Source organism: Sutterella wadsworthensis (genome assembly GCF_003315195.1).
GTDB lineage: Bacteria > Pseudomonadota > Gammaproteobacteria > Burkholderiales > Burkholderiaceae_F > Sutterella > Sutterella wadsworthensis.
Map to the genome: position 1 here is coordinate 55095 of NZ_QNRV01000010.1, position 20368 is coordinate 75462.

Sequence of the window (20368 nt, forward strand, 5' to 3'; positions counted from 1 at the left end):
CAATGAACTCCTTTTCTTTTAAAAGTGAGTTTCTTGCATAATCAACGAGCTTTATGGACGGCTACTTTCCTCCGACAAGACCGCGCACAGCCTGCAGCGCCGTTTCAGGTTCATCAATGTCGCCAGAGACCACCCCCGCTATGTAGCCAATTGGACGTTTGAGGCCACCCACAGGCATACCTGTTGCTACTGCCGTCAAATCAAGGATGTTGCGAGTCGCCGTTCGGCCATTAACTTTCTCGTCGTCGTTAATGATTCTCACAATATCGGATGCTCCTGAAATCGCACCCTCCATCAACATGATGGCAGGTGCGGATCCGACACGACCAACATAAGGAGACTTCCCCCAAATCGCCTGTGCAGTCACAGATCCCGCTTGCGCCATCTTTGCCCCTGCAAACGCTGAAATTTGTCCCGCAAGAGGGACCATTGAAATAGTCCCCTTTAACGGTTCACCTACTGTGAGTTGAATGATGTCCAATGCATCGAGGGCATCGTCGTCATCATCACTGCCTCCCATCAGTGCATCAGTAATAAGCTTCCCAACCACAGAGGGAATCCAGACGATCAATATTGCATCAAGAGCAAAACGTCCATACTGCTTCGTGGCCTTACGGAATGCCGCACGCTCCTGAAGCAGGTTGTACTGCATATTGAAATAATTGTAGAAAACCAGGAAAAAGCGCTTCAGCGCAGAACCAGCTTCAATTGCAGATACGTTTTCGGGATTAAAGTCAGACTGCGTCGTTCGAATAACGCTATCAGCCTCCTGTACGGCTTCTTCGTGTGACATGCCATGACTGTAGTTATATTCGTAAGCCGCCTTCCAGACAGAGACGTCAATCGGATACTGTGCAAGCGTCTGCAGAATATACCCATGGCGGTTGACCATATCGCGAACTGGCGCCCCTTTCGACCAAACGGCGGCCGCCTTGTTGCCTAAGCCTTGCACTTGAGAAATTTTTTGAACTTGTTGGTTACCTATTTCCTCTATTGTCGATTGGTATTCATAGGCAAAGTTATCAAGGCGCTGCCGCATAAATGGGGATGCCGCCTTCACGAACTCCGCACACTCCTTAGGAGCTAGGCCATATTCTTTAAAAGCACGACCAATTAATGAAGCTGGCACTTTTGAGGCTGCAATGCTGAAACCCGTCCACTGCTGAAAGGTATTGATCAAATTTAAGAACATCACGTTCATGCCTGCGAGACCGCGCAAGTGATTGAACGTTCTGTCAACCCAACCGATTTTTCCATCAGATACCGTTTGACCAACTGCGCGCGTGAGGAACGGCTTTAACATCTGTGAGACCAATCTCGGATTATGCGCAGCGATAGCATCTTGGAATCTGTGATTCGTAATGATCTTGTCGACCTGCATGACGGCAGGAGCAATGTCTGCAAATCGAAGAACCTTCGCAATATGCATGCCGTAAGCCGCCACATTGAGCTGTAACGGCTGCGTGAAATCCTCAACGCGTGTTTTTGAAAACCCTGGTTTGTGAACAGGCATCAACGTGAGAAAGTTTGATCTCTCAAGCTCCTCCTGTTTCATCTGCGCATCTCGCTTTTGATAGAGATACCGATCGGTCACCGCCGGAACATAGCCTCCTCGGTAGGTACCAAAGGGTGTCACTACGGACGTTACCTGCACCTCTTCAAAGCGATACCCGTACATTTCCATGTAGGCCGCCTGTGCTTTTGGCTTAGTTTCCTCAAGCAGGTCCCAGATCGCTTGAACCGCATCCATATCGGCCTTCGTAACCCGCCCTTGCACGTACATGCGATTGATAAAACTGTCCCATGCCGAGGTGTCGACATACTGCGTGCCGTCATCGCGCTCCTTAATGGCAGCCCAGGCGTGACGCACGTTATTGTCATCAATACCACGCCCACCCAAGAGCAACTTACGTTTGTTTGAGGCGTTCCCAGTGTGCAAAATTGCACCCATCAATTCAGCTTTTGTATTGAAGGTGTAGTTAATTTCTGGAGCCTCAATCGCGTCGGACTGTCCCCATTCTTTCTCAGCAGATTGGAGAATTTCTCCAAACCGCCTTTGATATTCCATGTTCTCGTTCTTGTAACGTACGACAGCATTTTCGACGGGCTGATAGATGTACTTCGAGAAGATCCCTGCGCGGCCTCCATCCATAATGCGACACCAGGATTCAACACGCATCATGCTTGCCTTCCACCCCAAATAGTGAAAGCGCAGCTTCTCCATGGGCGTAACAGCAGATTTTGCCCCCGCCGAGAAGATGTCCTTTCCATTATCAATATGAGTTACTAGCTCATCCACAACCTCGGTGAGATTCTTGCGGCGGCCATGAAGCAGCACAGCACGGTCATCTCCTGCCTTCTTCCAAAAATCGTTCACCTGCTGCAGGATTGCTCGAACATCTGCGACTGCATAAGTTCGCCAGTCATAATTGCGCCCTGGTGAATAGCCGTACGGTGCAAGAATTGCTTTGTACTCTTCAAACTTATTCGCATCGTTGTTCTTAAACTTTTCGATGGTTTTCTCAAGGGCATTAGCGTTCATGTCCTTCGGGTGGATACGGCCAAAACCAGAAGCATTGAGGATATAGCGAGCCACGGCAATTACATCGATATCTCTAGTCTTTGCAAGCTCCTTGTCGCTCTTGAAAATCTGTTTGCGCAAATCGGAGAGATGATCCATCGTACGTTTAAAGTCGATCGCCATCAGTGCGAACTCATGGTTGAGAAGCTGCCGACGTTTTGCCATGGCCGCCCCCAACCGATCCCCTGCAACGAGTTTTGAGTAAGCCTCGCGCGAAGCTCGAGCTTCAGCCGCCATGAAGGTCTTCGGATTGATCTTCCCTGCCCTCATTTGCTCAAACCGCTCGAGTGCAACTTGACGGGCAGCCTCCCGAATCACTCGTGCACTCAAAGTCTTGTCGCCGGCGAGGTATTTAAGCTCCGTCGCAACCATACGGCCGCGAGCCTCCGAATGGATCGCCTTCTCAATCAACTCCTCTTTCTTTATGGGATCGAAGTAATCACTCTTATTTTCTAAACAGATGCGAGATGTCTCATCTTGAATGATTTTCTCTCGATCTTTGCTGCCAGCAATTAAACCTGCCACTAACTGCTCGTTTGTTTTGAAGCGGGCAATCGGTTGAAGCAGTTGCCTGGCCGCCGTAATTGGAAACCCAGACTTCTTTGTTAGACCAAGTTTTTGAAGCTTCGCCACCACAGCAGGTTTAAGCCCCAGGCCATCCAAACTTTCAGGGTCAATCTTTAAGTTCTCAATACCAAAAACCTTGCCACCTGATTTAAGGGCATCGAATGCCGCGAATTCTTTTCTGGCATTGATACGAGCACGAACTTTTTCCTCAACTCTGTCGCGATAATCTTTCGCTTCACGATCAATACGACGAGCACTCCGCAGCCGAGCATTGACATACCACTTTTCGTCCTTTGCCTGTGCCTCAAAGAGCTTCGCTTCGCCCCGTGCTGTTGCTTCATCACGTGCGGCCATTAGCTCGCGCCACTGATCTTCCGGCATGTCCTCTGGTTTTTGATCAAAGAGCGGTTTCAGGCCATTTGCAGATTCAGCCAAATCAAGATCACGCTGCGCCACGAGCATACGGTCGAAAACGCGTTTCATGCCGGGAGAGATATCCGGCAAATCTTCACCGAACTCCGCCTGATAAGAAGCGCTCAGAGCCGCACGAGCATCGCCCGACCACTGCAAATAAACACTCTTTATCCACGATGCAAAGCGTGCGAAAAACCGCTCAAGACTTCGCGTCGGTGCATGACCAGTTGACAGATAGACCTCTGCCTGATAGGCGAAGCGTTCATGGAATTTCCGTTGTCCTTCAAACCCCAAAGCATCCCATTGGGTGACGTCCTTGAGGCCGAACTCCTTGAGTAGTGTCTCGACGTCCTCTGTCACACTGAGATCCACGCCGTCGAGCTTTGATAATTCAATCAAGTTCGCGAGGTACCAATGTGACATTTCGTGGGCAAAAGTCGAGAGATCAGCGTTCGGTGTAAGAGCGATGGTGTTTGTCAGAGGACTGAAGGAGCCGCGTTGTCCCGCGTTACTCTCTTGATAGAGCCCTGGAAATGCCTCCTTTGCCTTGACAAGATCATCTTCGGTGAGTACTCTGTCACCTGAAGCGTTGGAACCGCGAAAGGGATTGGTCCTGGAGTTAAGGTTCCAGCGCTTTATTTTTTCGGTATTTGCATAAACAACTGCATCATTTTGTTCTTGCAGACTAAAGAACAAGTCGTTTTTCTTACCAAATGCAGTTTTAACCAGATTAATGGTGCCGTAGTAACCTTGCGCCTCAAACTGGATGGGAACAACCACCGTTTTCCCCTTTGCGTCTAAAAGCTCAAGCATAAATGTGTAAGAACCTTGTCGACGGTCGTCCTTGAAGATGGCGATTGGATCAGCAAGCGCTGTAGGTAGCTGTTTCAGGACCTCACGCGTCATCTCAGGGTGTGAATGGTGTGTAGCGCTTGACCTTTCAGCCCAAGGGAAAAACCCATCAAAGACGTGCGGATGCGCTTTCAGCTCATGAAAATCCGCACCTACCAGATGCATAACTAATGGCGTCTGCTTGAGCATGAGTACCGGCTGACTGGGTTTAGTTTGCATCTGATCGATCTGGTCGCTCCAAGCAGCCACCTCCTGTGCCAACTTATCCTCTGGACTCAACACATTGACCTGTTCGAGGTGGGAGCCGGCCTGGGGCTCTGCCAAAATCGACGGCATGATCTGTCCAATCCGCTCAATTGGAAGTCCAGAGCGCTGAGCGAGTAACGTCACCATGGACGCACCAAGTCGAGCCTGCGTGAGAACTTCCGCCTTTTGAAAATGTGGGGCGACAGTATGAATCTGTGCGGCAAGCATTTTTTCGATACGTGAGCTCTCCTGACGCCACTGTCGGTTTTCGACAGAATCTAAGAACCGATCGGCAAGTTTCTGCTCACTGCCATCGAAAGAGGCCTTCACGATCTGCTTCATGAGATCCTTGCGAGCCTGATCAACCTTGATTAGATCTGCCACACTCAAGGCATCCGGAGCAAGACGAACATGATCTGTAAGACGCTGTCCGAGCGGTGTACTTGCGAATTTAGTAGCGTACTCAGAGGTCGACACCTCAACATCGACTCCCAGATCGGCAGCAGCTTCAACCTGATCTGCGACTTCTGGCGCAATCTGCCGTAGATCAGTCATAGAGACGTTTTGATCAATCATTGCCTGACGGAACTCTGCTCCGTCAATGTAAGTGGTCGGCGCTCCTGCTGCATCTGCCTGACGAGCGATTAATGCCTGAATCTTGTTTGGAGCCGTCTGAATAGACTCCATCTGCGGCACAGCCTGTGCTGCTGTCTCAAAGAATTCTTTTGTTTGGTTTGCACGATGTACCTTATGTGCGCCAACGCCGACTGCAGCACCACCACCCAAAGCGCCAAGTACTGCCGTAGCCTGCAGCGTCTTCCAAGCGATTTCAGACAATCGATCAAAGAGTGCCTCTCCATTCACTGCATCAAAGTTTCCATTGGCATAAAGGCGAGCTATCTCTTCGGACGCCATATTCACACCTTCCTGCATGACTTCAGTTGCGACCTCTTCACCAACACCTCCTGCATAGGCCAATGCCGCATGCTTCAGAACTGTTCCCATCGTCGACGTGGCAAGTGCGGCATTCACGGTCTTTGCCCCATACTTTGTCATCAAGGTACCAAGCAGAGGCTTGGCGGCGGAGCCAAGCACCTTTATGCCAACCATTTCTATAAGAGAGTTGACAGCCCCTGCTCCAGTCGACAACCAACGTGCAGCAGCCGGATCAACCTTAGCCATATACATGTCACGGTAAGAAGACCCTGCTTCGACATCAAAAGTGGACTGTGTTGCTGCACCAAGCGCTGACCCGCCGACAAGACCTGCCACAGTGCCAATACCAGGAATGACGGAAGCAGACATACCTCCGACCGCTGCACCTTTGGCCGCTCCTTCAATACCACTTCCCGAGAACATTGAAGAAACCATTTGACCAACTACAACAGCAGCCTCATAAATGGCATTTCCTTCGGCGTCTCCCGTAAGGGTTTTCATTTCCGACTCGAGCCGACGATCCTCACTGAGGAGATGTTCATCAATCCGCGTGAAGCCTTGACGCGCACGATTCCAAAGAAGTCCTTGTTCTGTCTGAAGCGTGCCAACTTTGTACCAATCACCAAGATGTCCAACGGTGTCAGACAAATAGTCACCAGGTCTCTTTACGAGCTGAATACGTTCGTCAAGTTCTTCATCCCCAGTGGATTCATCGTCGCCAAGACGCAGTGGCTTTTCACGGCTGAATGTTCCAGAAGGTTTGGTGTGCGGATCAATTTCAGGTTTCCATGACTGTGCCGATCCGAGCCTCCCAAACTGCTTCTCCATCAGTGCCAGCGGTTTCAGATCATTTTTGAAGATTGGCGCTTCAAGTGGGTTCTCCTGAAAATAACGACTCGAGGTCGGCAAATCTGCAAGCAACGTTTCGGTCTGTTCGCGCTGCAGGCGTTTCTCTTCTCGATCAAGGTTGAGTTCTACCTCAAGCTGTGAACGGTTGTAGTGCTCAGCAAGCGCCGCCACACGAATAGCCTTTTGCGAATCGCCGCGATCAAGTGCATCTGCCGCCATGCGACGAATTTCGTACTGATCATCAAAGTAGTTCCATTCCGGTTGTTCAATCGGAAGATCTTGCGCAGCATCCACAGTTGGCCCTGACGGCTCGGCCGCATTCGTTTGTGCTGTGAAGTCGTCAATCTGTTCAGGAAGCGTCACGCCTGTGGGCACCTCCGCGGAGACAGGAGTGACGTTAGTAGATTCTGCAGTGCTGCCGGGAACGGTAATCTGAGCCATTACTTTGCCTTCTGAGTATTCTGAAAAATGATGGCCGCGCACATGTTCGATATATCTTCATTAGTGATCTGTGCGTTCGACACATATTTGGATGCCTTACGGTGCTTCTCAAGCTCCCTCAAGGCTTGAGCCATCACTTCTGGCGGCCATCCATAGCCACGGCGCAACGCATCGGCCACGGCTTTTTGTTCCTTCGATAGTGAATCAAGCTGAATGCCAAATTTTTTAAGAACGAATGTCTTGTTGTCAGCATCAGACCCAGACGCTTTGTAAGCACCACGGAAAAACCCCGAAGCAATATCCGTTACTGCACCGGAATTGATCGCCTCAAAGGCATAAGGATCATCAGAGAACCATCCAGAACCCTCCAGCCTAGATACGATCCCCGCTTTGCCGCGCTCAAGAACATCTCGTGGTATGACACCTTTCTGATACTGTTGCGCCTGATAATCGAACCATTCGCCAGCCGCATTTAAAACCTCCGGCCAACGTGCTTTCAGTTTTTTATTTGCCTTCACTAACGATTTCACGTCGCTCAGGTAAGCCTTTCGGTCTTCATTCGATAACTGTTCCTGAGTTCGCTTAAGCCCTTTTAAATCAGTAGGGCTGATTCGATCAGCAAAAGAATTCAAATTGAGATTGGCAAATCTTTCTGGATCCTGAGCAGACATGCGTTCTAACATCCCCCATGTCGTCATATCTGTTTTTACAGATTCCCCACGTTCAAGCTTGCCAATATAAGTATTCAGTGACAGGTATCCCTTAGGATCAAGTTCGCGAAGATCTTCCATCAAGGTGGTCGGAATCGTCACTTCCTCACCTTTCGAAACTTTGTCCGCTACGAAATTCCAAACCGCATCCGTGATCTCTGAGAGACGCTCTTTTTTGATTGCATCTTCAAGGGCGTAGTGTTTCTTCACGATTCTCTCTACACCAGCACGAGATTTTTCATCCTGACCAGCCACTGCTTTAAGGGCTTCTGACTCTGAATTAGCCGACTTCAGAATGCTCGCCGCGATACGCTTTTCCTTCTGATCCTGAAGCCCTGCCCGGACATACTTATCAGCCTGCGCGATTTGGTCGGCCGACATCTCATCCCGATGCGCCGACAGATATGCTTTTGCCTCCGTAGGAGACAGATCGTCAACCATCTTGGAGATACGCATGGCATGAATCGGCCCCATATATTTAGCCATGTCGACCGTCTTGCCGCTAATTCGTGCAACTGTCAAAGCGGCGTCACGAACAACAGCCTCTCCTGAAGCTTGCAATTCGGGATCGTCCGAAAGCGCCTGAGTCATACCCAAACGGAATTGCGCCTGAGCCTGATCCACTTGATAGACCTGTGCTTGTTTGAACTCCCAAGAGCCAACATCACTTCTCAATTTGGCTGACGCATCCTGAAAGTAAGCATCCAATGCGGCACGCTGCCGTGGATTCCCTGCCTTCAAACGAATCGCATCGTATGTCTCTTTGAAATTTGCACTCACCTCATCCGTAAGACTCTTCCCATTCGGACGTTCAAGAGCATTAATCCCTAACAGGGTTTGATAGCCAGAATCTTTGTTGTAACGAAGATCAAGGCGCTTCTCTTCGAGCTGAGTAATCAAATCCTTGGCGCGAACCTGATCAAGTTCGCTCTGCCACTTGTCCACAGTCTGAGAGAATTTGTCGAACCTCTCTACTACGCTCTGTGCCAATGCGTCCTGTGAAAACTCTGTTTTAGGAGCCGCTTGAAGACCTCCCATGTTTTCCGTCGAACCAATAGCAACATTGATACTGAATGGATTTTTCGGAACAGTAATAGCCATATCTGCTCCTTATTTAGCGGCGCTCATGCCGCCGGCCGCTTTGCCGGCACCCTTGCCAAAGAAGGAGCCAAAGTTCTGCCAGGTACTTCCGCTCATACCACCGCCTTTTCCGCCACCAGACATGCTGCCCATCATGTCGGAGGATTCCATTGCGCTTCGTACCATCGTCGTAATCGCTGCTGCCCAAGGCGTGATGGATTTCTGCGCAGAGCGAACAGCCAAAGCCTTATTTGAGACGCCTACGGCAGCACGGCGGTATCCGAAAGACTGCGCGACGGCATTCGCCATGATCTGATTGACCTGAATCTCCTTCGAGATGTCGTAATCCGTTAAAACTTCTGCGCTTGAACCCTGAGCCCCAACACGCACACCATGTGCGGCCATGGAAGTTCGAGCCGAGGACTTCTGCTGTCCGGTTTGGAAGGAAATTGCTGAAGCTTGCTGCATGCCTGCACGCATGGCATCATCCGCGGCCGTCTGATACGTTCGCGCCTGCATATCCAGAAGCTCGGCTTGCATGCCAAGAATCGCCTTCTGCTGCTTTGCTTTGCGATAAGAGAGAAACGGGCCAAGCGTATCTTTAACGCCCTGATAACCGATTTTCATCCCCTGGACAAAGTTGTTGAAGTTCGGCATGCTCTTGATGCCTTCACCAATGGAATTGGTCGCTTCAACTTGCGTCATGCCTTTCGTGGCCGAAGACTGCTGCTGCCCCATTGATGTTTGAACAGGGGCATTCCAGGAATACGATCCGGCTCCAGATCGAAAAGTCCCATACGAGTCCCATGGTGATGATCGGTAGACATCAACGTTTAGGAAGCTCAGCGAACCTCTGTTTTCATTCATAGAAAATACCTCTCGAGATGCCCGAAAGGTACTTCCCTACCAGCTCGCTTTATGAACGCCGAAAAATCAAGCCGAGATAATCCCGGTGACCGCCTGTATTGTTACAGGCAGAGGATCCTCCTGTCTAACGCAGATCTGACCGGAATCTGTCCATGACGGTTTGAGCTGCAATGGAATTTCTCCAGTCACAAGTTCAGCGGGATCTCCTGGTTGTTCTGCCTTACGCTGTTTGTATTCAACCATAGCAATATCATCAAAAGAATGGCCAGCTTGAATCCCTGAGGACCGGTAGACTCGTAGATAGACCTTCGTCACATTCTTCTGCCGAGCAGAGCCATAACTCGAATCGTTCAGGACGCAAGGGAGAGTCTTCAGATCACTGGTATATGGCAGTCCTACATGAACAACAGACGCTGGGACTTCAAGGTTAACTCTTCCATCGCTGACTATTTGTTGAGGAAGCACAGCACCGTCTGCCAGAATTGATACGGTTTTACCTTCAAGCCACGTTAACCCGCTAACAATCGTCGTTGGATTTCCTCGGTATGTTCCTCCGCAATCAACAAAGAAGGCGTCAGACTGACTGTCAAAGTTACGCTTCGCCATACGTTCAATGAAGCGTTGATTGTCTCGACGAACAACGCAGTAAAGGACATCCTCATCACCTTCGGCAACACAGGCACAGCTCTCAAAGGCGCCGTCTGTCTGATGTTGGTGCCATGCCCCAACTCCCTCAGAAGCAATGTACGTAAGCCCTAGGAGTGTGCCGTCTGAAGAAACGAACCAAAGCATCGGTACAGGTGCTTTTGAGAAGGTTTGGTCCTGTATCGTTTTGAAGTCGAAAAGATGAGGTGCACGCAGACAGAGATCAGATGTAACAAACCCACCGGCCTGATACTGATATGCAAATTCGCGAACATGACCACCTCGAGCCGCACAATAGATAAGATTATTGTTGACCATTACTGGCTGCACGTTGGAGGCACCTTCAGCCGCCTGTGTTCGAGCACTAAAGGACGTCGGTGTGAGAGAGTCGGAGTTAAGAGAGTCAATGCGAACCTCAGCACCAGATGTCAGCAGTAGAAGTTGCGACAATGGAATGATGTGCCGAATCTGATTGAACTGAGTGACAGCAATCGCATAGGAAATACGATCTTCATCGCGAGTTGGCAACGAATAGGAAAAATCAGATTCAGTTGCAGAACGAGACATCACAATGCGTTGAGGATCATTACGCATACCCGCAAAGCACCGGCGCTGTTCGAAATAGCCAACCGCAGCCGGATAGTCTCCGGCATCGCCGACCTGTAAGCGAATAGAAGCGCCTGCGCCACTCGCCGAATAAATGTGAGCTTGAGGATTCGTGTAACCACGCCCGCCACTCCGTACCGTTGCAGAAACAATCTTCCCATCAGCGACGCCGAGCGTAACCTCACCACCAAATCCGGTGGTGTCAGTGATATTACACGTAGGTGATTCAACAACTTCTAGGGGAATAAGAATTCGGTCGTACCACCAATCTTTAGAGCGCGCAAAATCAAAGCGAATTCTTAAATACGGCTTTTTGTAATTCGTTCCAGAATTATTCACGGTAATGCTTGTAATTTTTACTGTATATCGATATTCAGTATATGTCTCATCCGACGTATATCCTTCTCTAGATTCAGTTGATCTCGTGAATTCCCAAGAAACATCAGCCCCAGAACCAGGTCCATTTTCTTTTGGATGGTCGCCGTCGACAATTGCAATCTCTGGGTTCATTAGAGACCCAGAGAAAGATCCAGATTCCCACCCAGACTGAATGATCAGAGCCCCATCCTTATACGTGATACTGGGATTGAAATGGTGTCCGGCTTCATCATGTTTAAATTTGTACCTGTCAGTCCTGCACTTGTCCTTGAACGTCTCTAGGAAATTCTTAGGCAGCGGGGCGATCCCCGCAGGCCAATAACCAGATCCGCCATTCGTAACCGTCGCACTGATAATGCCCTTTGCTTGTTTAAAGACGTCGTCATAACGACGTGGAGTAATGCTCGTATCAGCTTTGATGTTGTCATCAATGATGGATGTTCCATCCGTATCGCCGATATAACCGTAAAGGCCTCCCTGATTTTTGTAGACACGATACCAAGATGCCCCTGCAACTGCATTCCAACTGATCTTGACCGTCGTGCCGTATGCATAAAGATTGGCCACAACAGGCACAGATTTTGAAGCCTCACTTTCTGCTGTTTTATCTGTATTGAGCGACGAAACCCGATACTCAAACGTGTAGTTGTTTTCATTCTTATCATCTTCAGCCTTTGCATTTCGTTCTGCTTTTACCCCCGTTGGCGCAGAAAGCGTTGGGTTGAAGCTCAATTTCTCGATACGCCAATCGGTGAGACTGTATCGACGCAGTTCGACAGGTGCATACGCAGGATGCACAAGCGTCACAACGTCAGCAGACTGCACATAATGAACATCAAAAACATCGGCCGATGTCCACGGCGTCTTAATTTCGTATGGCTCATCGCCATTCATAAGAGTCTTGCCTTGAGTATGAAAACGGGCGTATTTATCTCCAAGTTCAATGACCATCGTCTGGTCACTATTGAACGTAAAGGGAATCAATCGACACTTTTTGTTCGAGTATTTTGCGTGATTGACATAGGCAAAACCCGCGCGATTCTCCACCGGTCCTTGCGGAAGAACAACAAAATTCCGGCAAATTTCAAGCCCAGCTTGATACTTCGCGTCGTCAATACGTCCGTACATTTGCGGGGAAATCTCCCCGCCAGTAAACGACCTCTGCAGGACCTTAGTTGAAGCCATAAACGCCTCCGTCCTGATCGGTGTCAGGCATGAAGACCGTTCGCGCATGTGAACGGCGATTGTTGTTGCGTGCATCAGCTTGCATAGCTTTGCCTAAAGCCTCTTCATAGAGCTTCATGTAATTCGCTGCCATAGTGGCTCCTGAAGAACCTGCGATCATAGGGCCAGCGAGATAAGAGGCAAGCAGCCAAGAAAGGGCATCGCAGAAATCTGTAGGGAATGCCTGCGAAGGGACTTCATCTGACACATAACGAAGCCAAATTGACGGTTCGCTGCAAATAATCGCACGAGCATTTTGGAAATTCTCAACGGTGTATTCCGTCAGGCCGCATCGTGATCGAGATTCGCCTGGAATATGCACACTCAAGAGGTTCAAACAGTCTGTTGGGAGCATGAAGGCATGTTCATCTCCTCCAAGAGGCTCCGTTAAAAGTTCTGCTGGAGTCTTGCGCTTGACGGCGAAGCTCCATGGATATTCACGCAGGATTTTGTCCTTGCAGATCGGATAGAAACGCGCACAGTGGTCGGCCTGCGCTGACCCTTCTGGAGGATCAATCGAAGTAAGAGTCGCCTCATCACCTAATCGAGCAAGAGCAACATTGCAGATATCGACTTCAGTAGCCATAGGATCCTCGTAAAACCAACAAAAACGGGGGCCGTAGCCCCCGAGATAAAAGGATCACCTCCTTTCAGACATTCGCTGCGAAGTCGCTAATACGAGCACCGCGTGGCGACGGAGCCTGCAGTGTGATGCCGCAAGTAACATTGCCTTTGAGTGTGCCGGACGTCGCCGCGTTATAGACAGCTTTAAGGTAACGCGGACATGCTTGAGGAAGACGGATGTTCACACCGGCCCCGGCCGTGGTATCAGTGACCGCCGCCGAAGCAACATCAACGAATGTCGTACCATCAACAGATCCCTGAATGGTGACCTTGACGCAACCATGCGTATCTGTATCAAAACGAGCAACAACGAAAAGCTCGTGTTCTGCAACACCAGCCTTACCGATATCGAGAACATTGGTTCCGGTTGCAGAAGCTCCTGAAAGTTTCTGAGTATCCGAGAAGAGAGATTGAGTATCAAGACGCATGAGGCACCTCCTTACTTGATCTGCGCTTCGGTTGTGCTGATCGAATCGGAAACTTCGATCGGAATGTTGAAGAAGAGCGAGCGGAACTGATCTGCAGCTTCAACGATCTTGACAGCGTTGGAGCTCTTCTCCAAGGCGGCAATTTCGAGTGCCGTCTTGACCTCTTCGCAGCAAAACATGTGTACGTTAGTCGACAGGTCGGCTGGAATCTTGTTCTTTGCACGAATGAGGGTTTTAACCAGAACGTCCGAAGTGAACGTGCCGGTGCCGCCGACAAGGTCGGAGATCTTGATATTCGCGACGCGCACAACTCCTCGCCAATCTTCTAAGGCCGTGCCAGCCTGCCACTTATAGTGGTCACGGTAAACCTCATACATGGAACCATCGGGGAGAGTCTTGGTTTCTTGCCCCTTGTCTGTATGCTGCAGACCAATCTTTGATCCCTTCGGATAGATGCCAAAGAACTGATCAAGCGAGATGATGAAGATCGATGTGAGATCGTCACCCGTACCGCCAGCATCGATTACGTGCTGTGCTGCCAGAGCACGTTTCGCCCCAGGCAACTGGTTGTAACGTGCAGAAATACCCATAAAACGATCCGGATTGATGTCCGTATCGCCATAGAAAATGGTTTCCGCCATCGTATTACCCATGCCCTGAAAGAATGGCGTCTGTTCAGACAAACGCCATTGAGCAGTGTTGCCGTTGACGTCGGCTAGATCCTTGTCGACCTCGGCATACATTTCGATGTTGCCGCAAGTATCCGTAACCTGTGCAGTCGTGGACTTCTGCGGTTGGACGCCCTGATAGAGCTTGCGGAACGTCGGCTCAGGAATACCCGTCCGGATTCCGTGCAGATAACCGTCGGTTTTGTTGCATTCTTTCCAACGCAACAGCTTCAAAATTGGATCGCGCTTAGAAAGCACTTCCGCAATCGGAATAATGTGACCTTCCTGATCAAGGCGGGAAGCCAGATCAACGAGGGTCGGATACTGAGCAACTGGCATGTAGCCTCCTTAGTTCATATTTGAGTTGTAAAAAAACGCCCTAGCCGGATCGGTCGGTGCTGCCGATGACTTCCCCTTCACAACGACGTCGTTGCCGAGAGCTCGGCCGATGTCGCGAAAAGCTCTAATCACTCCCGGATGTTTGTTGAGATGAAGGAACGTAAAGACCTTTTGAGTCTCTTTATCGAGCATTCCGAACGCGCGATTTGCATCAGCGAGCGTCTGCTTCCAGTTGCCCTGCCCGATGTCAGGATCAGCCTTAGCTGCCGCGAGAAATTGAGCACCGAGAGCGTCGCGTTGTTCTGCCTGACGTTGTTCAAGGAGCGGAGACATGCGCTCCACAATCGTTGAAAACGTTTTTTGCGAAAGATTGAGCTCTTTGCAAACTTCGCTCAGTCCATGAGCCGCACCCTCGTCCAACTTAAAACCTTCCGGCAGATTGAGGTTCTCAGTGCTGTAGCCGCCTTCCGGCGAACCCAGCACATCAACACCAACATCATCTTTGTGCTCGTCTGCACCATCCCCATTTGGAATACCCATACCGCTATCTGAATCAGCGGCGGCGTCGGGAGCTAGTTCAGCCGTCCCCGCGGGCGGCGAATGGGGTGTGCCCGAGCCTGCGGGAGCAGCCGCCGTCGGCGTTTCCTCCGATGTCGATGCGGCTGGAGCTGCAGTGGGTTCATCCATTTCGATGTTCCTTTTCCATTAATTCAAGTAACTCTGGACAAGCGGTTTCGACTCGAGCCCGAACAGCAAGACCGATGTCGCGCTGACCAGAAGCAATCGCCATAGCCAACGGCTGAAGCGAAGTAACGCTCTTCGACATCGAACAAAGTTCGAAGATCCAGAAAATTGCTCTGCGTCCGCTCTTTGTTCCCATCACAACCTTGAGATCCTGAAGAAGTTGCTTTTCGGCATCCTTGCGCCGTTTCGCACGCTCCTCTTCGATCTCAGGATCAAGTGGATCGAAGTCGTCATCGTGTTCGAGATTCATGGTGCCCTCGAGAGTAGAGGCTTTATGGACGCTCATCACAACAACCCCTGTACAGCGGCTTGCTGCAGACCGGCAGAATTGACAGCTTGCCCCAGGTTTTTAAGAACATCTGCCTGATTCATGGCCTGCTGCTGCATTGCGGCTTGTTGTTGCACCTGTGTTCTCTGCTGCCGAATGAGTGCGAGGTTCTTACCTGCAACGATCATGGATGGAGGAACACCGTTCATTGACGAGATTTTGTCAACAGCAATGTCAGCATCGAGCTTGTCCAAGACATCCGGTTTCATCTGAGCAATCAAACCTATTTCTTGAATTGTTTTAGTGATACCTTGAGCGTCTGCAGTACGCTGTGCCTCAGCAAGCACGGAAATGTACTCGACAGAGAGCTGCTGCCCTTGAAGCATTTCGGGCGGCGGCGGCAACAAATCGTCTTCGATCATGAAACCGAAAGCCGTAGCGACCAACGGATCTAGCATTTCGGAGTGCAGGCGCTCGAGTACAGGGCCAAGCATCATGGACTTTTCCTGCTGCAGTGCAGCAACTTCGGTCGCTGTTCTCTGATCTCCAGCCGATGCAGCGATCATTTGGAAGATGTTGACGTAAAAAATGCTCTGAAGCTGCTGCTGACGACGAGCAATGAGCGCCTCAAGGGAATCCACAGAAAGACCTCGTAGATCCCAAGCGGGGCGAACCAACTGCGCATCGTTCGGACCGACGGGGATCAAACCGCCGGGCTGAAGAAGTTGATCAAGCTGCCCGGTATAAGTCATGGGATAGACCATTGCCGGATTTGTGCTCTTATCGACGAGTGTTGCCTCTCGAGTCGCGAGTCGTTGCAGCGACTTCGAGAACGACAGTGCTAGCGAACCGGGACCATGACCATAAACAGAGTTGGCATATGTCATCCAGCGCGGACAAAGCGCGGGGAATTCATCGAATCCCGCCTCAGACAGAATCTTCTTGTCAGCACCTTCTTCAAAGTAGATAGAGCGCCACGGTTTATTGAGACCGTCTCGCTTGTGAGCGTCGCGATCGAACCGAGGTTCGATGGCATGAATCACATCAACACGATGGAACGGATCGGTTCGATAGAACGAACTTACATCAGCACTTACGGCATCAATACCCCACTGATCGACGAGCTGTTTGGCTGTCATGCTCAATCGCCGATACATGGTATCAATGCGCCCGTAGGCGTCATCGGCCAACCAATACTCACCAATCGTCAAGTTCTGCAGAGCAATGGTATCTGTCGGATGCCGTTGACAAATCGTGCATGCAGTGCCGAAAACCGGCAACTCAATGTAGGATTTATGCAGAGCTGAATAAACCTCTGACTTTGCAAATAACAGAAGCATCTGCTTCTGAACGTCGTCAAGCCATTGCCGAACATCGGGTTCTTCATCCAGCTTCGGATCTTTGGTAGTGAGTTTCAACCAAGGCCTTGCGGGTGAAGAAACGCCAGAATAGAGCCCGGACGAAAGCATGTCGGCGTACTGGATTGGCGTTGGGTCTACGATCTTGCGATGACGTCGCCAACCCTCATAGGGCTTCTCCCCCTCAAAAACCCCTGCCTGCGGCAAGATGAAATCTCGGATATCTCGCCACAACGGCTCCCAAGTAGCCCTCTCTTCCTTGAGCTGACTAAAGCGCTCGAAAACTTTACGCGGTTCGACGCGAGCCATGTTTAGGCACCCAGAAGCGTGTTGCCCTTGCCAAGCCGATTCGGATCGACCGGAGCACCTTGAGCGCCCGAAAGCGAAGTATTGCCAAGACCGCTTGTTGTATTACCTTCAAGAAGCGCAGCAAGATCAGCCTGCTTCTGATTGGCCTTATTGCGCGCCTGATCTTCATTCTGCTGAGCCCTCTTTTCGGCCTCGAGCTGATCTTTAGCTAAATTTTCAGCACGGTCGTTCGCGCGCTTTTCCTGATACGAATCGTACAGCCCGAACAAACCGCCGGTAATCGCGCCCCAAACTGAGCTACCCATTAGAGCCTCCTGATGAAAGTGATGAGCGGGACGGGATACGAATCGGAGTGCCGCTTGGCAAGTGCCGTTGCGAGCGACGAACCAACGGCGCTTTGCCATTGAAAAGCAATGCAACCACGCTGCTTAGCCTCTCTCTCAGCAAGAACGATCAAACGACCACCGACACCTCGAGACCGATAGGCCTGCATGCAAAAGATCGTGTCGTTCGTTGCAAACAGTCCCGTTGTCTGGGGATGCACTGAGATAAAGACTGAACAGAGCCCCACCGGCCGCTCTCCGTCGAAGGCCACAAGCGAAAAACTCAGACCAACAGCATCAAGCGCCTCATAAACAGCATCGTTTAGTGCCAGCGGGAATCCTTTCAGTCCGGATTCCACAAAGTTGTGCTGAATTAAATCCGTGCAGAGTTGTCTCGCTTGAAGCAATGACATCGTTTCGTATCTCATGCCGGCAGTGTCGAGGCACGACATGAGGCTTTATGGACGCGCTACATGCTGCGCCACTCATCGTCGAAAGCTCGTTCCGGATCATAAGGACGGCGGTTATTCAGCATCTTCGCAAGGCGTGGATCCATTTGTGGAGGTACTGGCGCCGCAAACGTCAAAGCCAGAGCGTCAGCCATGTCAGGTGAACGACCAATGCGTTCTTTGATCTTGTCTTTGGGTTCAAGGATCTTTGTGCCGCGGGTTGTAAAACCGTATGTAGGTGCGGCCAGATCGGCCTGCAGTATTTCGTCTGGAGGAATTGCTCCGCCCTTCTCCAGCCACTGCTTCATCTCCCACCACATTTCCATGCGGCGATTCTCGAAGATGTCTTTACGCGGCCCTTTACCGCCAAAGTAGACCTCGGCAACATTGAAACGCATTTGCCGGAGACGATCGATGACGCCGGTGCCTTCGCCTGCGTCAATGAAAACCTGTGCCGGGTTGTGCTGGGCGATCTGAATAGCAACACGGTCTGCGACTTCCATGTTGTCAAGCCCACGAATGACGATCGGCGGGAAAGCCACGAGCCCCTGCCGTCGAAATATCACGGTGGAATCAGAACCAAAGCGAGCGACGTCGACACCGAGCACAACGGGCGCAGACGAGTAATCACGCTCAGCGTAATGCCTGCCTGCAGCAGCTCGAACCGTGTCAATGCTGATCAAATTGTCATCTGACGCAGCATTGAAGTCACACAGGAACTCCTGCCGGTACTCGTTCTCAGACATTTCCTTGCGCAGGCTATCGAGCTCCTTCTCTGGAATAACACGCGTTTGTTCAACACCGTAGACCATAGCCTTCCACTCTTTCTCGCCTTTAGCCTCTCGTGCTAGCGCTAAGTCATACATCTGGCTGAACAGATTGATGCCCTTCGGCGTTCCAATGAAGACTGCCCACCCCTTGCGGTCGGCTAAGGCCGGACGGATGATCTCGCCCCAAACTTCAGGCTTCATCTGCGCTACTTCATCCATCACTACGCCATCAAAATAAAGCCCTCGCAGAGCATCGGGGTTGTCCGCGCCAAAGATGCGAATCGTCGCTCTGTTGGGCAGGATGATCGATAGCTCGCCCTCGTTGATCTTGCAGTACGGTATCGGCGACGTGTAATGCTTGAGGTAGGACCACGCAATAGCCTTCGCCTGCACACGAAACGGTGCTATGTATGCGTAAAAACCACGCTCCTTGCCATCAACAATGGCGCGTTTAATTAAGTGATTGACCGCTAGAACCGTCTTCCCCATTCGACGATGCGCAACCAGAACACAGAAGCGATGAGCATCAAACCTCCGATGGATTTCGTCCTGAGGATAACGCGGCCAATATGGAATTTTGACAGCAGTCTCAGTCACGTCTCAGTGTCCTCTTTTTTAGCCGCGGCGGCCCGATCCCAATAGAGCCTCAAACCGCCTTCAATTTCTGACGCAACTTTCTCGACAGGCTTTTCGCCAACGGTATCGCGAATGGCAACAAATGCCTTGACATCACCGGCAAGTGCAGCTTCAAGCATGGACGCAACGACAGCCTCACCGTAAGTGCCTTCGCCCTCACACTGCTTCATGAGCGCAATTTCCAGAAGCTCTTTGAAGGTCTTACGTCGACGCCGGGAAACTCCAGATGCACGGCCTGCCTTTTTCGCATTTTCTCGGCGTTCACTCGGCGTTCGTTTCGAATTTGGGATCAAATTGCTTTCGTTTGCCATCACACTTTCTTCCTCTTCCAATTGGTCGGAGTCTTGCCTCTGAGAACGCCATGACAAACAGCCCAAACGGTCGATTTGGGCATCTCCATCTTTATGGCAATACAAGCGACGGTAAAGCCGGCATCCCAAAGAGCAAGCACCTCATCAATTTCAGCATCGGTATAGATCGCTCTATGGTGATACTGACCAATGCTGTCCCCTTTAACGCCTACAGGCACCATTTCAGTTCTTCCGGAAGAACTTCGGCCACTGAGCTTTGACGACCAAGATTGCATTCTCAATTTCGCGGCGACGATCGAACGATCCTGGCTTGAACAGTTTTGCTCGATAGGCTGCATTGACGAGTTTTTGCACCGCGAGCGGCGGGAGGAACTTTGAGACACCGAGTGGGACTGTGGGCGGAGGAGTGCGTTCATTTGTTTCTTCTTTGTCATTCATTTGGCTCCTCCCAGTCGATATCGAAAGAGATGCTCCCCGGCTTTTTCGGATCCAGCCAGATCTGCTCTCTATGGTGAAAAAAACAATCGTCGATATTGAGCGCATCGGCGATGCCGTCGAAGAACGACTTGCAACGTTCAACCATGTTCGACTCGTCACGGCGCCGGCGATCGGGAGGTTGAATGATCAGCTGCACGTTCAGCCGAGTTCCACTCTTGAGCGTTGCAGGTTGTCCCATGAGCTCCTGTTTAGCTTTGACGAATGCTTCCTGCCGCGCAGCCTTCACTAAAGCCGCTTTTGCCGACCA

General features: G+C 50.8%; 15 protein-coding genes and 1 pseudogene. All 16 read right to left on the minus strand.

Going from position 1 to position 20368, the window contains the following annotated elements:
• Window positions 1-61: 61 nt before the first annotated feature.
• Entirely contained in the window at window positions 62-6808 is a 6747-nt protein-coding gene (locus tag DES29_RS05975) for a MuF-C-terminal domain-containing protein (RefSeq protein WP_147145874.1), read from the minus strand.
• A 77-nt stretch (window positions 6809-6885) separates the two neighbouring features.
• Window positions 6886-8697 (minus strand): hypothetical protein, encoded by a 1812-nt coding sequence (locus tag DES29_RS05980; RefSeq protein ID WP_113854586.1) that lies wholly within the window; start codon window positions 8695-8697, stop codon window positions 6886-6888.
• A gap of 9 nt (window positions 8698-8706) precedes the next feature.
• Window positions 8707-9381 (minus strand): hypothetical protein, encoded by a 675-nt coding sequence (locus DES29_RS05985; protein WP_147145877.1) that lies wholly within the window; start codon window positions 9379-9381, stop codon window positions 8707-8709.
• A gap of 228 nt (window positions 9382-9609) precedes the next feature.
• Window positions 9610-12357, minus strand: coding sequence for a phage tail protein (locus DES29_RS12710; protein WP_201638726.1), 2748 nt, complete (start codon window positions 12355-12357; stop codon window positions 9610-9612).
• Window positions 12344-12982, minus strand: a complete 639-nt coding sequence (locus tag DES29_RS05995; RefSeq protein ID WP_113854588.1) for a phage connector family protein — start codon at window positions 12980-12982, stop codon at window positions 12344-12346. The genes DES29_RS12710 and DES29_RS05995 overlap by 14 nt, the downstream gene beginning before the upstream one ends.
• Window positions 12983-13046: 64 nt before the next feature.
• A complete protein-coding gene (locus DES29_RS06000) occupies window positions 13047-13448 on the minus strand; it encodes a Bbp16 family capsid cement protein (RefSeq protein WP_016473690.1) in 402 nt (133 codons plus the stop codon).
• Window positions 13449-13459: 11 nt separating this feature from the next.
• On the minus strand, window positions 13460-14455 hold the full coding sequence (locus DES29_RS06005) for a major capsid protein (RefSeq protein ID WP_016473689.1): 996 nt from the start codon (window positions 14453-14455) through the stop codon (window positions 13460-13462).
• A gap of 9 nt (window positions 14456-14464) precedes the next feature.
• On the minus strand, window positions 14465-15142 hold the full coding sequence (locus DES29_RS06010; protein ID WP_113854589.1) for a hypothetical protein: 678 nt from the start codon (window positions 15140-15142) through the stop codon (window positions 14465-14467).
• The gene (locus DES29_RS06015) at window positions 15135-15485 is read right to left on the minus strand and encodes a hypothetical protein (RefSeq protein WP_113854590.1); all 351 of its coding nucleotides are present in this window, start codon (window positions 15483-15485) and stop codon (window positions 15135-15137) included. The genes DES29_RS06010 and DES29_RS06015 overlap by 8 nt, the downstream gene beginning before the upstream one ends.
• Window positions 15485-17134, minus strand: a complete 1650-nt coding sequence (locus DES29_RS06020; RefSeq protein ID WP_113854591.1) for a portal protein — start codon at window positions 17132-17134, stop codon at window positions 15485-15487. Before DES29_RS06020 ends, DES29_RS06015 begins: the two co-directional genes overlap by 1 nt.
• Window positions 17135-17136: 2 nt before the next feature.
• Window positions 17137-17439, minus strand: a complete 303-nt coding sequence (locus DES29_RS06025) for a hypothetical protein (RefSeq protein ID WP_016473685.1) — start codon at window positions 17437-17439, stop codon at window positions 17137-17139.
• Window positions 17439-17870: a GNAT family N-acetyltransferase gene (locus DES29_RS06030; RefSeq protein ID WP_170126114.1), complete on the minus strand. Its 432-nt coding sequence runs from the start codon at window positions 17868-17870 to the stop codon at window positions 17439-17441. The genes DES29_RS06025 and DES29_RS06030 overlap by 1 nt, the downstream gene beginning before the upstream one ends.
• A 56-nt stretch (window positions 17871-17926) precedes the next feature.
• Window positions 17927-19273 (minus strand): terminase large subunit domain-containing protein, encoded by a 1347-nt coding sequence (locus tag DES29_RS06035; protein WP_113854593.1) that lies wholly within the window; start codon window positions 19271-19273, stop codon window positions 17927-17929.
• Window positions 19270-19623: a hypothetical protein gene (locus DES29_RS12565; RefSeq protein ID WP_016473682.1), complete on the minus strand. Its 354-nt coding sequence runs from the start codon at window positions 19621-19623 to the stop codon at window positions 19270-19272. The genes DES29_RS06035 and DES29_RS12565 overlap by 4 nt, the downstream gene beginning before the upstream one ends.
• The gene (locus DES29_RS12365) at window positions 19623-20057 is read right to left on the minus strand and encodes a hypothetical protein (protein ID WP_147145880.1); all 435 of its coding nucleotides are present in this window, start codon (window positions 20055-20057) and stop codon (window positions 19623-19625) included. Before DES29_RS12365 ends, DES29_RS12565 begins: the two co-directional genes overlap by 1 nt.
• Window positions 20054-20368 (minus strand): annotated as a pseudogene (locus tag DES29_RS12460) (hypothetical protein); the annotation flags it as partial. The pseudogene DES29_RS12460 and the gene DES29_RS12365, both read right to left, overlap by 4 nt.

Coding starts and splice junctions, on each gene's coding strand:
- DES29_RS06000 (WP_016473690.1), bottom strand. CDS start 13,448: ATGCGTCTTGATACTCAATCTCTCTTCTCGGATACTCAGAAACTTTCA.
- DES29_RS06005 (WP_016473689.1), bottom strand. CDS start 14,455: ATGCCAGTTGCTCAGTATCCGACCCTCGTTGATCTGGCTTCCCGCCTT.
- DES29_RS05995 (WP_113854588.1), bottom strand. CDS start 12,982: ATGGCTACTGAAGTCGATATCTGCAATGTTGCTCTTGCTCGATTAGGT.
- DES29_RS12710 (WP_201638726.1), bottom strand. CDS start 12,357: ATGGCTTCAACTAAGGTCCTGCAGAGGTCGTTTACTGGCGGGGAGATT.
- DES29_RS06015 (WP_113854590.1), bottom strand. CDS start 15,485: ATGAGCGTCCATAAAGCCTCTACTCTCGAGGGCACCATGAATCTCGAA.
- DES29_RS06010 (WP_113854589.1), bottom strand. CDS start 15,142: ATGGATGAACCCACTGCAGCTCCAGCCGCATCGACATCGGAGGAAACG.
- DES29_RS05985 (WP_147145877.1), bottom strand. CDS start 9,381: ATGACGCAAGTTGAAGCGACCAATTCCATTGGTGAAGGCATCAAGAGC.
- DES29_RS12365 (WP_147145880.1), bottom strand. CDS start 20,057: ATGACAAAGAAGAAACAAATGAACGCACTCCTCCGCCCACAGTCCCAC.
- DES29_RS06025 (WP_016473685.1), bottom strand. CDS start 17,439: ATGGGTAGCTCAGTTTGGGGCGCGATTACCGGCGGTTTGTTCGGGCTG.
- DES29_RS12565 (WP_016473682.1), bottom strand. CDS start 19,623: ATGGCAAACGAAAGCAATTTGATCCCAAATTCGAAACGAACGCCGAGT.
- DES29_RS06020 (WP_113854591.1), bottom strand. CDS start 17,134: ATGGCTCGCGTCGAACCGCGTAAAGTTTTCGAGCGCTTTAGTCAGCTC.
- DES29_RS05980 (WP_113854586.1), bottom strand. CDS start 8,697: ATGGCTATTACTGTTCCGAAAAATCCATTCAGTATCAATGTTGCTATT.
- DES29_RS06030 (WP_170126114.1), bottom strand. CDS start 17,870: ATGTCATTGCTTCAAGCGAGACAACTCTGCACGGATTTAATTCAGCAC.